At 46.9% G+C, this 14,670-nt stretch carries 13 protein-coding genes; 4 read left to right on the top strand and 9 right to left on the bottom strand.

The window, feature by feature from the left end:
* Window positions 1-229: 229 nt before the first annotated feature.
* The 4 genes from AC2EXB_RS15495 to AC2EXB_RS15510 all read left to right on the top strand — a co-directional run bounded on the left by AC2EXB_RS15495 (window position 230) and on the right by AC2EXB_RS15510 (window position 3,872).
* Entirely contained in the window at window positions 230-1,066 is an 837-nt protein-coding gene (locus AC2EXB_RS15495; protein ID WP_483602244.1) for an amino acid ABC transporter substrate-binding protein, read from the top strand.
* Entirely contained in the window at window positions 1,053-1,754 is a 702-nt protein-coding gene (locus tag AC2EXB_RS15500; RefSeq protein ID WP_251477125.1) for an amino acid ABC transporter permease, read from the top strand. Before AC2EXB_RS15495 ends, AC2EXB_RS15500 begins: the two co-directional genes overlap by 14 nt.
* A gap of 52 nt (window positions 1,755-1,806) precedes the next feature.
* Window positions 1,807-2,556, top strand: a complete 750-nt coding sequence (locus AC2EXB_RS15505) for an amino acid ABC transporter ATP-binding protein (protein ID WP_235197144.1) — start codon at window positions 1,807-1,809, stop codon at window positions 2,554-2,556.
* A gap of 122 nt (window positions 2,557-2,678) precedes the next feature.
* Complete coding sequence (locus AC2EXB_RS15510) at window positions 2,679-3,872, top strand: M20 metallopeptidase family protein (RefSeq protein WP_483602245.1); 1,194 nt, start codon at window positions 2,679-2,681, stop codon at window positions 3,870-3,872.
* Window positions 3,873-4,009: 137 nt separating this feature from the next.
* On the opposite strand, the gene AC2EXB_RS15515 is transcribed toward AC2EXB_RS15510, so the two are convergent.
* The 9 genes from AC2EXB_RS15515 to AC2EXB_RS15555 form a co-directional block, all read right to left on the bottom strand.
* The gene (locus AC2EXB_RS15515) at window positions 4,010-5,200 is read right to left on the bottom strand and encodes a glycine C-acetyltransferase (RefSeq protein WP_483602246.1); all 1,191 of its coding nucleotides are present in this window, start codon (window positions 5,198-5,200) and stop codon (window positions 4,010-4,012) included.
* Window positions 5,201-5,314: 114 nt separating this feature from the next.
* On the bottom strand, window positions 5,315-7,471 hold the full coding sequence (locus AC2EXB_RS15520; protein ID WP_483602247.1) for a peptidase M6: 2,157 nt from the start codon (window positions 7,469-7,471) through the stop codon (window positions 5,315-5,317).
* Window positions 7,472-7,692: 221 nt separating this feature from the next.
* Window positions 7,693-8,826, bottom strand: a complete 1,134-nt coding sequence (locus AC2EXB_RS15525; protein WP_483602248.1) for a bifunctional cystathionine gamma-lyase/homocysteine desulfhydrase — start codon at window positions 8,824-8,826, stop codon at window positions 7,693-7,695.
* A complete protein-coding gene (locus AC2EXB_RS15530; protein WP_235197149.1) occupies window positions 8,823-9,758 on the bottom strand; it encodes a PLP-dependent cysteine synthase family protein in 936 nt (311 codons plus the stop codon). Before AC2EXB_RS15530 ends, AC2EXB_RS15525 begins: the two co-directional genes overlap by 4 nt.
* Before the next feature lie 11 nt (window positions 9,759-9,769).
* The gene (locus AC2EXB_RS15535) at window positions 9,770-10,243 is read right to left on the bottom strand and encodes an S-ribosylhomocysteine lyase (RefSeq protein ID WP_052650615.1); all 474 of its coding nucleotides are present in this window, start codon (window positions 10,241-10,243) and stop codon (window positions 9,770-9,772) included.
* Window positions 10,244-10,282: 39 nt separating this feature from the next.
* Window positions 10,283-10,918 carry a class I SAM-dependent DNA methyltransferase gene (locus tag AC2EXB_RS15540; RefSeq protein WP_483602249.1) on the bottom strand — a complete coding sequence of 212 codons (636 nt, stop codon included), beginning with the start codon at window positions 10,916-10,918 and terminating at the stop codon, window positions 10,283-10,285.
* Between the two features lie 102 nt (window positions 10,919-11,020).
* Window positions 11,021-11,668, bottom strand: coding sequence for a YczE/YyaS/YitT family protein (locus AC2EXB_RS15545; RefSeq protein WP_235197151.1), 648 nt, complete (start codon window positions 11,666-11,668; stop codon window positions 11,021-11,023).
* A 58-nt stretch (window positions 11,669-11,726) separates the two neighbouring features.
* Entirely contained in the window at window positions 11,727-12,218 is a 492-nt protein-coding gene (gene ybaK / locus AC2EXB_RS15550; RefSeq protein WP_483604766.1) for a Cys-tRNA(Pro) deacylase, read from the bottom strand.
* A gap of 62 nt (window positions 12,219-12,280) precedes the next feature.
* Window positions 12,281-14,440 carry a DNA topoisomerase III gene (locus AC2EXB_RS15555; protein ID WP_483602250.1) on the bottom strand — a complete coding sequence of 720 codons (2,160 nt, stop codon included), beginning with the start codon at window positions 14,438-14,440 and terminating at the stop codon, window positions 12,281-12,283.
* Window positions 14,441-14,670 lie beyond the last annotated feature (230 nt).

A 14,670-nucleotide genomic window follows, 5' to 3' on the forward strand; every position in this document is an offset into this window, starting at 1 on the left:
TGGAATAGCCGGTGCTATAATGAGAAAGTTGTTTAAGCCTTTCAAAAGGCTGATCAAAACTTATTAATCGCTTTTTTTTAAGTTTTAAACCAAGTATTCCACTGTGTTTTATGGCGTTAGTTTCCCTCTTCTCGAAGAGGGGTATATTATGCGAAACAGACTGGGATGCCTTTTGTGGAGAATTTGGAAAGGCCGTTAATAAAACATATAGAATGGAGGCATTTATTTTATGAAGAAATTTAGTTTTGCACTATTATTATTGATTGCCGCGCTCGTATTGGCAGCATGTGGCGGAGGATCATCTGAAGAAGATCCGACGACAGACGATGCAGCAGGATCTGGCGGTTCTAGCAGCTCGGAAGGAGATTTGCTGGCTGAAGTCCAAGAAGAAGGCAAATTGATCGTAGGGACTGAAGGTACATACCCTCCTTTCACTTTCCATGACGAAACTGGTGAACTGACAGGATTTGATGTTGAAATTGCACGTGAAGTCGGGAAGCGCCTAGGCGTTGAAGTCGAATTCCTTGAAACGCAATGGGATGCGATTTTCGCAGGGCTTGATGCAAGCCGTTTTGATATGGTAGCTAACCAGGTCGGCATCAACGAAGAACGCCAAGCAAGCTATGAATTCTCAGATCCTTATATCACTTCTACTGCGGTACTGGTTGTCGCTAAAGGCAACGAGGAGATCAAAAGCTTTGAAGATTTGGAAGGCAAACTTTCTGCACAATCTTTGACAAGCAACTACGCAGAAACTGCCCGTTCGTACGGAGCTGAAATCGAAGGTGTAGAAGGATTTAACCAAGCGATCGAGCTATTGAACTCTGGCCGCGTTGAAGCGACGGTAAACGATAACTTGACTGTGCTTGATTTCTTGAAACAGCGTCCGGATGCAAACATCGAAATTGTCGATGAAGCAGACGATGCAGCTCAAAGTGCCCTATTGTTCCGTAAAGACAGCGGCGCAATCGTTGAAGAAGCAAATAAAGCCCTTGCTGAAATGATCGAAGACGGCACGTACGATGAAATTTCCGAAAGATGGTTCGGCGAAAATGTACTTGAATAGTATTTTCTCTGACCCTGTCCGGATGGAGCGGCTAATGGACATCTCGCAGACGTCCTGGCTGCCCCTCTTGGAAGGGCTGATCCAGTTTACTGTCCCTTTGTCGATTATTTCTTTTATCATTGGTTTGATATTAGCAGTTTTGACAGCGTTGGCACGTATTTCTACGATCAAAATCCTGCAAGTGATTGCCCGGATCTATGTATCCATCATTCGCGGCACACCTTTGCTTGTTCAATTGTTCATCTTATTCTATGGCCTGCCGTCGCTCGGTGTGACGATTGATCCTTTCCCGGCTGCGGTCATCGGTTTTTCATTGAACGTCGGGGCATACGCATCTGAAGTGATCCGCGCTTCCATCCTTTCGATTCCGAAAGGCCAATGGGAAGCTGCCGATACTATCGGTATGACATATGTACAATCGCTTCGCCGCATTATTTTGCCGCAAGCGGCCCGCGTTTCCGTTCCACCTTTATCCAATACTTTTATTAGTCTAGTGAAAGACACGTCGCTCGCATCACTCATTCTCGTAACTGAAATGTTCCGCATTGCCCAGCAAATCGCTGCGACCAACTACGAATTCCTACTATTGTATGGCCAAGCCGCCCTTATCTATTGGGTCGTCTGTTTCCTTCTATCTGTCGGACAGGGCCGATTGGAAAACCGGTTTGACCGTTACGTTTCACGATGATGAATGCTTACGAAGCGAATAATAAAGCACTGGCTGCAGTGAGGAGCGAAATATGATTACAATAAAGAATTTGCATAAGAAGTTCGGCGACTTGGAAGTTTTGAAAGGCATTGACCTTGAAGTGAAAAAGGGCCAGGCCGTTGTGGTCATCGGCCCTTCCGGATCCGGGAAAACGACTTTCCTGCGCTGCTTGAACATTTTAGAAACACCTTCAGCCGGCGCTATTTCCATCGATGAACAATCGGTCGACTTTGCGAAACCGGTTCCGAAGAAAAAAGTGAATGCTTTCCGGAAACAATCCGCGATGGTATTCCAGCACTACAACCTCTTCCCTCATATGACGGCGCTTGAAAATGTCATGGAGGGTCCGGTTACCGTGCAGGGGCAGGATAAAGCAACGGCGCGCAAGAAAGCGGAACAATTGCTTGCAAAAGTTGGCCTTGCCGATAAAGTGAATGAATACCCGTTCCAACTATCCGGTGGACAGCAGCAGCGCGTCGGCATCGCCCGTGCGCTCGCACTTGAACCAAAAGTGATGCTCTTTGATGAACCGACTTCAGCACTCGATCCTGAACTTGTAGGTGAAGTGCTGCAAGTTATGAAAGATTTAGCGTCAGAAGGAATGACGATGGTCGTTGTCACCCACGAAATGCGTTTTGCAAAAGGCGTGGCTGATGAAGTCCTGTTCATGGACGGCGGACATATTATCGAACGCGGCAAACCGGAGGATATTTTTGAACATCCAAAAGAAGCCCGTACTCAGCAATTCCTGAATTTGATTCAAAAAACAGATATCATCTAAACCCGCAGCCATTTATGGCGCGGGTTTTCTTTTTGTATTTTTATTCTGTTTTATCGTTTTTTATTCCTTTTGAGGATTTTATTGTATACTGAATCTATCCGCTTTGAAGGAGAGTCGAAAAGATGAAACCGTTAATCTATGAAAAAATCGAGTCACTTTATACAGAAATGGTGGAAACCCGCCGCTATTTGCATATGCATCCTGAGCTTTCCCATCAAGAAGTCCATACACCGGAGTTTATTGCACAGCAATTGGAAAGCATGGGCGTAGAGGTTCGTCTCGGTGTTGGCGGCCGTGGTGTGGTCGGCTACATCCGCGGCAGCTTGCCGGGTAAAACCGTGGCTTTCCGGGCAGATTTCGATGCGTTGCCGATCACCGACCAAAAAGAAGCTGCTTATAAATCGACTGTCCCTGGCGTGATGCACGCCTGCGGCCATGACGGCCATACCGCAGCTTTGCTCGCTTTTGCGAAAGCGATGGTTTCAATCAAAGACCAATTGCCTGGCACGATTGTGCTGATCCATCAATTCGGCGAAGAAGTGGCGCCGGGCGGGGCTCAGGCGATGATTGCCGACGGCTGCCTGGAGGGAGTCGATTCCGTTTACGGTGCCCATCTGCAAAGCAAGATGGAAAGGGGCAAAGTCTTTGTGCGTGATGGCTTTTTGCAAGCTTCTGAGGATACGGTGAAAATCGTCGTTCGCGGATACGGAACCCATGGTGCAGAACCGCATACTGGCGTAGATCCGATTCTCGCAGCCAGCCATATCATGATCGCTCTGCAATCGATCGTCAGCCGGAACGCCGATCCGCTGAAAGAATTGGTGGTGTCTATCGGAAAATTCCATGCAGGCGATGCCGATAATGCCATTCCAAGTGAAGCGGTACTGGAAGGGACAATTCGTGTATTCGATCCCGAACTGCGGAAGCTGGCAACCGAGCGGGTCCAAGCGATTGCTGAAAATGTGGCGCGGGCAATGGGTGCCGAAGCGGAAGTGACGATTGAAGCCGGCTATATTTCCTTATGGAATCATCCGGAGGCGGTTGAAGTGGTACGCCGAGCTGCTACCCAAGCCATTGGCGAAGAACGGGTGGTCGAAACGGAACCCATCATGCCAGTGGAAGATTTCGCTTATTTCACGCAAGAACGTCCAGGTGCTTACTTTTTCGTCGGAGCGAAAATGGCCGATGAACGTTTAAGCTACCCGCATCATCATGAAAAATTCGATTTCGATGAGCGTGCGATGCTTGTTGCGGCAAAAATGTTTGCGGCCCTTTATTTTGAGGAGCAAAATATGAGGACGGAAAGTATTTCTTGATTCAAAGGGAGTAAATGGCTTGCTTGGGAAAGTATTTCGCTTGGCACGGAAAGTATTTGAGCCTTCAAGGAAAGTAAATCCTTAATCTGGAAAATAAAACACGCCCAGCTGCTATTGGCTGAGCGTGTTTTCGTGTGTTATTGGATAACGCCAAGTTCTTTTCCGACGCGCGCGTATACTTCGATCGCTTCGTCGAGCATTTCTTTTGTATGGGCCGCTGTCGGCATGTTGCGGACACGTCCTGTGCCTTTTGGGACCGTCGGGAAGACGATGGATTTCGCATAGACGCCTTCTTCAAATAAACGCTTTGAGAACTCTTGTGTGAGCTTCTCGTCGCCAATGATGCAAGGTGTAATCGGTGTTTCAGAATCGCCGATATTGAATCCTAGGTCTTTCAAGCCTTTTTTCAAGTAATCGCCGTTATCCCAAAGTTTATCGTGCAGTTCTGTCGAATCGATGATCATTTGCAATGCTGAAATGATGGCAGCCACGTCACCAGGAGTGACGGCTGTTGAGAACAAGAACGGGCGGGAACGCACTTTCAGCCAATCGATCAAGTTTTTCTTGCCGGCCACATAACCGCCAACAACGCCGACCGCTTTAGATAAAGTACCCATTTGCATATCGATCTCTTTTTCAAGGCCGAAATGCTTTACAGTCCCTTTCCCTTTTCCAGTAACGCCTGATCCATGCGCGTCATCGACGTATGTAATCAAGTCAAATTCTTTTGCGATTTCCACAATTTCCGGAAGCTTCGCGATATCGCCATCCATCGAGAATACACCGTCTGTAATGACCATGACTTTATTGTACAAACCGGATTCTGTCGCTTCTTTCGCTTTCGCGCGAAGGTCTTCCATATCCGAGTGCTTGAATGCGATGATTTTCGCTTTTGACAAACGGCAGCCATCAATGATGGACGCGTGGTTCAACTGGTCGGAAAGGATCGCATCGTTCTTATCCATGACCGCAGAAATCGCTGCCATATTGCAGTTAAATCCGGATTGGTAGGAAATCGCCGCTTCTGTTCCTTTGAACTCAGCAAGCTTTTCTTCCAATTTCACGTGGAGGTCCAATGTTCCGTTGATTGTGCGGACCGCACCAGCACCGACGCCGTACTTGTCGATTGCGTCTTTTGCCACTTGCTTCAAGTCTTCGTTTGTCGCAAGCCCCAAATAGTTATTTGATGATAAGTTGATCAAGTCTTTGCCGCGGACTTTGATGATTGCGCCGTTCGGTCCTTCAACTGGATCGATTTCGTTATATAAGCCTTGCTCTTTTAATTCGCCAAGGTTTTGATCTAAAAATGCATCTAATTTTTTTGACAATGTCCTCTTCCTTTCGCAAACGATTTCACTTTCCATCTTACCATAAGGGCAATCTTCTCCAAACTGAAAAGAAATTCAGGCAAAAGAAAAAGCGGACCGAGGTCCGCTTCTCACTTATTGATTGCCTTTCCCTTTTCCATTGTTATTGCCTTTGCCTTTGTTCTTTTTGTCTTTTTTGTCTTTTTTGTCTTTCCCTTTTTGGTCTTTATACAACACTTCATAACTGAACTCCTGCGCTTCTTTCTGGCCTTCAGCTGCTGCATAAGACGTGATCAATTTCACATTGCCTTCACGAAGCACTTGCTTCAGATCCAATGCCTGTTGGTTCGTTACATTGTATGGGTTGACATGGAATACATGCTCTTTGCCGTTTTTCTTCGTCTGGATGAACGTCGTTGTGAAATTCACGTAGTCGCCTTTCAATTGTCCAAGTGACTGGAATGCATCCGTTGAAGAACCGTCATTCGAGAAGTTGCCCAGTTTCACGTCTTTGATGTACCAGCCTGGGTTGTTTGAACCCCAGTCCGTCAAGTTGCGGAATGAAACCAGTACGTCTTTGCCGGCATAAGCGGACAAGTCAAATGTTTCTGTCGTCCAATCGCCGTTCGTTCCTGTGAATCCTGGAACATTTTCTTTAATAGTCGGGTAGCCTTCTTCCACAACATCGCTGCGTGTATTTTGGTTTTCAAGCGATTTCCATGTTTCGCCGTTATCTGTTGAAACTTGGACCATGCCGAAGTCCCATTGTTCTTCAATATCGTAGTAGTGGTCAAATGTTAATGTCGGATTTGCCGTCGGAACCGTTGCGCCAAAAATCAATGCCTGGTCTGCCTCGTCTCCGTTATTCGGATGCAACACTTGTTTGCCGGACCCTTTAGGATCCGCAACTGTGCTCCATTGCAGCGGCAGGAAATCGACGCCGTCAAATTTCAAGCCGCGTACATCTTTGCCGAAGTTAAATTCTTTAAAGTCGCCGCCCCATGCCGGAACGCCTTCTTTTTCATACGTTTTTGCGCTTTCAAAGTCGATTGTTTTGCCGCGCACTTTTCCATCCGTGCCAACTGGCAGGTTGCGGAGGTCAATGCTGTCGATGTTGTAGTCGCTGTCGACTGCTGAGCTATCAAGCGTCAATGCCGTCATGAAATCCTGGTAGACTTCCAGGAAAGTTTTATTCGTGCCGTAGTCTTTCAGCACTTGGTCTACACTGGACATGCCCTGTTTTTCGCCGTTGACTGCCAATTCACGAATGAATTCCTGGCCAAATTTGTCATACATGTAAAGGGTGAATAAATACACTTGTCCGTAATCCGCAATGGTTTCCGGACCGGTTTCAGCCGTGCCGTGTTCGTCCCAGCTCACGAGTGAGTTTTCCGGGTGGTCCAAGTAGAAGTTGATCGATCCTGCATCGTGGCCATAACCGCCAAGATACTCAGAGAAAGTAGACATCCCTTCGTTTAACCACGTTTCCTCTGATGGGTCGTTGTCCGCATGGATCAAATGCTGCAATTCGTGGATTGTCGTTCCGAAGAACGTCGACTCAAGACGCGTTTCCCATGAGTTCGTATCGATGGTAATGATGTTGCGGTCTGTATAGTTTTCAAGCGTCTGCCAGAAGAAGCCGGCTACAAAGAATGGGTACGACGGGTTGTTCCAGCCTTCATCCTTTACGTTGTCGACAAGCATAATGACTTTGTCCGATCCTTCGTAATAATCATCCGGCAATCCGACCATTCCTGGAACCGTCGCATTTGAACCGTCGAGCTGATCCGGCATTCCGAAGAATCCAGTCGCTTTCGGATAAATATTGCTGTCGAATTCATCTTTCAATTTATCAACTTGCGCTTGCGTTACCACATCAGCGGGTTTTGGGTTGTTCGGACCGTAAGCCAGGTCATTGGCTACCCAGATTTCCACATTTTCGCCGACACTGCGCAAAGTAAAGTCTTTAAACGACAAGTTGCGGTCAAGGAATTTCTTCGTTCCTCCATCATATGTAAATGGCCCATCAGCTGTTGCTTTAGCGCCGGAAGCTGCTACTTCACCCGCCTGTGCTTTGATTTTTTTGTCCGCTTGCTTCATGAATGCTTCGTCTTGCGCCATCTCATTCAACGTCTGGTCGATGTCGACACGGTCTCCGTAGCGCTCGCTGTTCCATTCCGCTTTTGTCGTTGATGTTGTTGCCGCTTCTGTTGGTGCAGCTGCTGCCGGCACCATTAGCGACAATGCCAGAGCACTTGCTGAAAGAATGGAAACCCATTTGCTTTTAACCATGTTCTTTTTACCCCTCTCGAATTGTCAGAATTTTATAGCTGAATAAAATAATAGCATGCAGACTATTCAGACGAATGAGGTAAATGGTTTATTTCGGATTTCGAAATTTAAGGTATTAATTGCTAATAAAAATTTGGAAAATTATTAAAAAACTTATTTTTTAGTAAGTTTTATTCTTACACAAACAAAAAAACCGCCAAATGGCGGTTTTTTATCATGATTTATTTTAATGCGTTCTCAAGGTCTTCGATTAAGTCTTCCACATCTTCAATCCCGACGGAAATCCGCACTAAGCCTTCTAGGATCCCAAGTTCGCCGCGGCGTTCAACAGGAATCGAAGCATGCGTCATTTGCGCAGGCACTGAAATCAAGCTCTCAACGGCACCTAAGCTTTCCGCTAAGGTGAAGTAACGCAATTTCGCCAACAATTCGCCCGCTTTTTCACGGCTGCCGACATCAAATGAAATCATCGCACCGAAACCGGTTGCCTGTTTTTTCATCAATTCGTGCCCCGTGTGATTCGGCAATCCAGGATAGATGACTGCATTGACTGCTTCATGCTGATCCAGGAATTCAGCGATTTTCTGTGCATTTGCTACCGCTTCTTCCATACGGATGCCTAGCGTCTTCAACCCGCGCATCAACAGCCAAGAATCTTGCGGCCCAAGGATGGCGCCGACGGAATTTTGGACGAAATGCAAGTCAGTCGCTAATTGCTCCGAGTTGACGACGACAAGTCCCGCCACGACGTCACTGTGTCCGCCGATGTATTTTGTCGCACTATGCAAGACAATATCTGCGCCCAATTTCAATGGGTTCTGCAAATAAGGCGTCATGAATGTATTGTCGACAATTGTTAAGAGGTTCTTCGATTTTGCATAAGCCGAAACCGCTTCGATATCCGTTACTTTCAATAAAGGGTTCGTCGGTGTTTCGATGAAAATCGCTTTCGTATTCGCTTTTACAGCAGCTTCGATCGCTTCCAAATCGCCTGTATCTACGAAAGTGAACTCAAGGCCGAAACGGTTCAAGACTTTATTGACCACACGGTAAGTTCCGCCGTAAACATCATCCGTTAAGATGATGTGGTCGCCTGCTGAAAATAGCATCATGACAGAAGAAATGGCAGCCATTCCGGAGCCGAATGCAAATCCGGCATGTCCGTATTCCACGTCTGCAATCAATTCTTCGAGTGCATGGCGCGTCGGGTTTCCTGTACGTGAGTATTCATAGCCTTTGAATTTCCCAACGGCTTCCTGCTTGTATGTGCTTACTTGGTAAATCGGTGTGGATACGGCGCCTGTCGCTTCGTCTCCAAAAATTCCGCCATGGATTAATCTTGTTTTCGGTTTCATGAATGATCCTCCTCAAATGTTCTACCATATATATTCTGGCTCATATAACGTTCGCTTGAATCTGCAAAAATCGTGACGATATGGCTTCCTGGTTTAGCTGTCTCGGCTTCTCTCATCGCAGCAACAAATGCGGCACCTGAAGAGCTTCCTACTAATAAACCTTCTTTTCTCGCCAATTCGCCAACAGCAGCAAATGCTTCTTTATCCAAGATGGTGTGGATGGCCTCAAAATGGGAGTGGTCCATATAGGCAGGCAAAAACTCCATGCCGATGCCTTCCGTTAAATGAGGGCCGGATTCCCCGCCATTGATGATCGATCCTTCCGGTTCCACAATCACCGTCTTGATGGTTTCCCGTTTCAATTTCAAAAACCTGGAAGTCCCGGCAAATGTTCCACCGGATCCTGCACCTGCTACAAACACGTCGATTTTGCCGTCCAGCGCTTCCCATAATTCGGGGCCGAGTGTCCGGACATAAGTTTCCGGATTCGCTGGATTTGAAAATTGGGATGGGGAAAACGCATCCAGCTCTTTGGCTAATTCATTCGCTTTTGCGATAGCGCCTTTCATCCCAAGTTCCGTTGGTGTATTGATCACTTCAGCTCCAAGTGCGCGCATCAAGGCCTGCTTTTCCTGGCTGAATTTCTCAGGAACCACAAATTTCACTTGATAGCCTTTGCCGATTGCAGCCAAAGCAAGGCCGATCCCGGTGTTGCCGGCAGTCGGTTCGATCATCGTTCCGCCTGGCTTTAGAACACCGCGCCGCTCTGCATCTTCAATTAATGAAACGCCGAGGCGGTCTTTTACGCTGCCGCCCGGGTTAAAGAATTCAAGTTTGGCAAAAATCCGGCAGCCATTCGGAATTTCAATATTCGTCAATTCCAGTACCGGTGTGTTCCCGATCAATTGCTGAATACTCGTTGCAATGTTCATGCCCATTCCCCTTAAACAGTTTCTTCGGCGAACACTTGGCGCCATTCGTCTTTTTTAGCCAACATTTCACGCGCTAATTCTTTTGCGCCTTCTAAGCTATGGCTTGCAGCCCATCCGCATTGGACTTCGTTGCACGCAGGCACTTCGTCAGCTGCAATCACATCCGTCAATGTATTTTCCAAAATGCGGAGAATGTCTTCGTAATCATCGTGGTTGATGACAGACAGGTAAAAGCCGGTCTGGCAGCCCATTGGCCCGATGTCGATGATTTGGTCTGAATGGTTGCGGCTATGTTCCGCCATCATATGTTCTAGCGAGTGAAGGCCCGGCATATCCATATGCTCTTTGTTCGGCTGTTTAAAGCGGATATCGTATTTCTTGATCGTATCGCCATTCGCCCCTGTTTTTTCTCCAGCTAATCGTACATAAGGCGCCACTACTTTTGTATGGTCTAGGTTAAAGCTTTCAACATTCATTTTTTTCAAGTGAATCGTCTCCTTTAGTATAAAAATTTCTTTTCAATCTTACTGTTTTGTCGCGTCAATCAGATACACGTAATTATTGAGCTGCGTAAACTCGACTTCGAATCCTGCTGCTTCGATCAATTCTTTCATCACTGGCAAGGTCGTGTAATATTCTCGGTTTAAATCTTCTACTAGATTAGCATAACCACGCGACTCTTCAAATTCAATCATTTGCTGTTTTGCTTCTTCGGATTTAAAGACGGTATCCGCAAATACCACTTTTCCGCCTGCCGGAAGCTTTTCGGCATAAAGTTTAAATGCCTGCGCTTTCTCGGCATCGGTCAAGTGATGAAAAGCATACGTACTCGTGAAACTTTTCACGTTAACCGGCTGCTCGAACTCTAAAAAGTCGCCGTCGATGATTTTCAATGCCGGAAACTTTTCGGCTGTCGCTTCGCGCATCGCCTGATTCGGCTCAATGCCCACCACTTCAAGCCCGCGGTCCACCATCTTTTGCGTCAAGTTGCCCGTACCTACTCCGAACTCAATTACCGGCTCGATCGCACGGTCTGCGACTGCTTGCAAAATCTCATTATATTTAACGAAGACATCTTCGTATTCTTTATCTTTTCCATTTACAGAATCATCATAAGTGTGAACCCATTCATCAAAAATTTCTACGAACTCTCGTCCCATTTTCAATTCTCCTTTAGATGGCTTTTTCTATAAAACCAATAGACTTACTAGGTTTTATTTATACCATAAAAAGAGCCCGGATTCAACTCTCTGAACCGGTCGCTAAATCTTCAAAACGGGTGGAACGTCGCTTTTTCTTCCAATGATTTTCTTAAGCATTTTTTCAAATAAAGGCAATGCCGCCTGAACGATTTTGCCGGTTAAAAGGGCAACCGCAATCGTCCCGATTCCCACCGGACCGCCAAGCAGCCAGCCAGCTACTGCTGCAAACACTTCGATAATGGTCTTTGCCCAGCTGATGCTGATGCCGGTTTTCTCGTTGATGACGAGCATGAGTCCATCACGCGGGCCGGCACCGATTTTCGGGGCTACGTAAATCCCGACGCCGTAGCCGGATATGATGATTCCTGCAATCAAGATCAGCACTTGCCCCGTCCACGTCGTGATATCCGGAATCAGGAAGTTGAAGATATCGATAAATGCACCGACCAGCAGCATATTCAAAAAAGCGCCGATTTGCGGCAATTTTTTCGTGAAGAGCATCGTGAACAAAATGATGGCGAGTCCCATGATGACTACCCAACTGCCAATGGTCAAACCGAAGTTAAGATGCAGCCCAACATGCAGCACATCCCATGGGCTGATGCCTAATTTGTCTGCTTTTAGGACCAGCGTGAAACCGAAAGACATGATAATCAAGCCGACAATAAAAAATAGCCAGCGGTAAAACAACGAACGCCGCATTTTCATCCTTCTTTCTGCTATGTATTATGAAAAATCCATCCACTCAAGCGAATGGACGGATTTTTCAATTTGCCGCCATAGTGATTGCGGCAAATTTGGCGTTTATTGCTTTGGCTAAATCGTTGGGCTGGAGCTTTAGCTGCATTCCGACTTTTCCAGCCGATACAATGATTTCAGCCATCTGCTCAGCAGATGATGAAATAAACGTAGGAAATAGTTTTTTCATGCCGAGCGGCGAGCAGCCGCCGCGGATATAGCCGGTCAAACCTTGGAGTTCTTTGACCGCTATCATTTCAATCCTTTTCTCGCCTGCCGCTTTAGCCGCCGCTTTTAAATCCAGCTCTTCCGCAACCGGAATGACAAATACGTAATGCTGCTTGGAACTTCCGACCGTCACCAAGGTTTTATGGACGAGTTCCGCATCTTGGCCAATCTTGGCTGCAACGGATACGCCGTCATTCAATCCGTCGCCAGGTTCGTATTGAAGAATGTCATAGGAAATGCTTTCTTTATCTAATATTCGGGCTGCATTGGTTTTCGCAATTTTCTTCGCCACTCGCATCATCTCTGCCTCTCACTGTTCATTTTCAACAGCATATCATCAAATTCAATCGATTTCTAATCGTTTTGATTTAATAATTTTTTCAGAGCTTCAGCCATCGCAGTGTTTGCCGGCGCCTCTTCTTGCTGTTTTAAGAATTTATTGACGTCTTTCTTATTCGCTTTCGACTGATTGTTATTGCGGCGTTTTTCAAATGCCGACAATTTCTCGCGATGTCCGCATTTGCAGACGAAAATCTTGCCATCGCCTTCCCCTTGCATTTCCAATTTCTTATGGCAATTCGGGCAGCGGGCATTGGTCAGCATCGCTACTTGTTTCTTGTAGCCGCATTCGCGGTCTTGGCAGACATTCATTTTGCCGCGTTTGCCATTGACTTCAAGAAGCGGTTTGCCGCAGTCCGGGCACATCTTGCCAGTGACGTTATCATGCTTGAATTTCTTATCGCTCTTCTTGATATCCGAAACGGATTTCTCGGCGAATGCAATCATCTCTTTCATGAACTGCTCTTTTTTCAATTGCCCTTTGGCGATTTTATTGAGCTGCTGCTCCCAATCTGCTGTGAGTTTCGGTGACTTGAGATCTTCCGGAACAAGCTCCAGCAATTGCCGGCCTTTTGATGTGATGGTCAAATCCTTGCCTTTTTTCTCGATCAGGAACGTATTGAACAATTTGTCGATAATATCCGCACGCGTCGCCACAGTCCCGAGACCTCCTGTTTCACCGAGTGTCTGGATCAATTCCTTCGACTCGCCCGCCATGAACTGCGCCGGATTTTCCATGGCGCCAAGAAGCGTTCCTTCATTAAAGAACGCAGGCGGCTTCGTTTTGCCGTCAGTTAACGCGATGCCTTTAATGGTTAGCTTCTGTCCTTTTTCAAATGGCGGCAATGTCGAATCGCTGTCGTCTTCGTCGTCTTTGTAGATGCGTTTCCATCCTTCATTGCGGATCGTGTTGCCTTTTGTCTGGAAGGTTTCGCCGCCCGCATTGATTTTCACCGTCGTCTGGTCGTATTCATAAGCCGGATAGAAAACAGCCAGGAAACGCTTGACGATCATGTCATATAATTTATGTTCTTTATCCGAAAGGTTATGGAGCTGCGGCGTTTCCTCCGTCGGGATGATCGCGTGGTGATCGGAAACTTTCGCATCGTCGATGACGCCTTTTTGTGCAGCTACCGGTGTTTTTAGAATCGTCGTGGCAAGCGCCCGGTACGGCCCGACCTGCACCGCTTTGATGCGGTCTTTCAACGTATTCTTCATATCGGACGTCAAATGCTTCGAATCCGTCCGCGGATACGTGACGATTTTGAAGCGCTCGTACAATCCCTGCAGCGTATTCAGCGTTTCTTTCGCCGACCAGCTATAGCGCTTGTAGGCTTCTTTTTGAAGTTCGGTCAAGTCGAATAAAGGCGGAGCCGGCTGTTTCTTCGGCGTGACTTTTACATCAGTAACTGTTCCTTCATGTGTATTTTGAAGTTTGCTGAACAGCTTATCGATTTTTTCTTTATCGAATGATTGCGTCGAGTTGCCGTCCGTCCAAGTGAAGGCGGCATTATCCGTAATCGCCTGCATGCCGTAATACGGCTTCGGCTGGAAATTGCGGATCTGCTTTTCGCGTTCTGCAATCATCGCAAGCGTCGGTGTCTGCACGCGGCCAGTCGATAATTGCGCATTGTATTTCACGGTCAACGCGCGCGTCGCATTAATGCCGACGACCCAGTCCGCTTCTGAACGGGCAACTGCGGCTTGATATAAGTTTTCGTAAGCTTTGCCGTCTTTCAGATTGTTGAAGCCGTCTTTGATCGCTTTGTCCGTTACGGACGAAATCCACAAGCGCTTGATCGGCTTGCGCGTTTTCGTTTTCTCTAAAATCCAGCGCGCGACAAGCTCCCCTTCACGACCGGCATCGGTCGCGATGATGACTTCGTTGACGTCGCCTCTCGACAGCTGTGCTTTTACAGCATTGTATTGTTTCATCGATTGCTTGATCGGCACGAGTTTAAACGGATTCGGAATGATTGGCAAGTTCTCCATCTTCCATTCCTTAAAGTCGTTGTCATATTGCTCCGGCTGCGCCTGTGTCACCAAATGGCCAAGCGCCCACGTCACAATGTATTGCTTGCCTTCCAAATAACCGTTGCCTTTTTGCGAACATCCAAGAACGCGTGCAATATCGCGCGCCACGGATGGCTTTTCTGCTAGTACTACTGATTTCATTTATGGTCACCCTCATTTCTATATGGATTAATTATAACATCTTCCGGATTTGCTGGCTTTTGGCGGGGGTTGAGCATACCGCGGAAAGTATTTCAGTCTGGAAGGAAAGTATTTATTAACGGATAGTATTCGGAGCTGGACAGATAGTATTTCACACTACAACAACAGTAAATCCGTATACTGGAAATAAATTCTTAAAACTGCTTGCTCTCACACCGTCCGTAGTCTAT

This window comes from Planococcus alkaliphilus (assembly GCF_057031095.1).

Bases quoted from the DNA above. Each gene is read 5' to 3' on its own strand.
- AC2EXB_RS15495 (WP_483602244.1), top strand. From the start codon at position 230: ATGAAGAAATTTAGTTTTGCACTATTATTATTGATTGCCGCGCTCGTA.
- AC2EXB_RS15500 (WP_251477125.1), top strand. From the start codon at position 1,053: ATGTACTTGAATAGTATTTTCTCTGACCCTGTCCGGATGGAGCGGCTA.
- AC2EXB_RS15505 (WP_235197144.1), top strand. From the start codon at position 1,807: ATGATTACAATAAAGAATTTGCATAAGAAGTTCGGCGACTTGGAAGTT.
- AC2EXB_RS15510 (WP_483602245.1), top strand. From the start codon at position 2,679: ATGAAACCGTTAATCTATGAAAAAATCGAGTCACTTTATACAGAAATG.
- AC2EXB_RS15520 (WP_483602247.1), bottom strand. From the start codon at position 7,471: ATGGTTAAAAGCAAATGGGTTTCCATTCTTTCAGCAAGTGCTCTGGCA.
- AC2EXB_RS15525 (WP_483602248.1), bottom strand. From the start codon at position 8,826: ATGAAACCGAAAACAAGATTAATCCATGGCGGAATTTTTGGAGACGAA.
- AC2EXB_RS15530 (WP_235197149.1), bottom strand. From the start codon at position 9,758: ATGAACATTGCAACGAGTATTCAGCAATTGATCGGGAACACACCGGTA.
- AC2EXB_RS15540 (WP_483602249.1), bottom strand. From the start codon at position 10,918: ATGGGACGAGAGTTCGTAGAAATTTTTGATGAATGGGTTCACACTTAT.
- AC2EXB_RS15545 (WP_235197151.1), bottom strand. From the start codon at position 11,668: ATGAAAATGCGGCGTTCGTTGTTTTACCGCTGGCTATTTTTTATTGTC.
- AC2EXB_RS15555 (WP_483602250.1), bottom strand. From the start codon at position 14,440: ATGAAATCAGTAGTACTAGCAGAAAAGCCATCCGTGGCGCGCGATATT.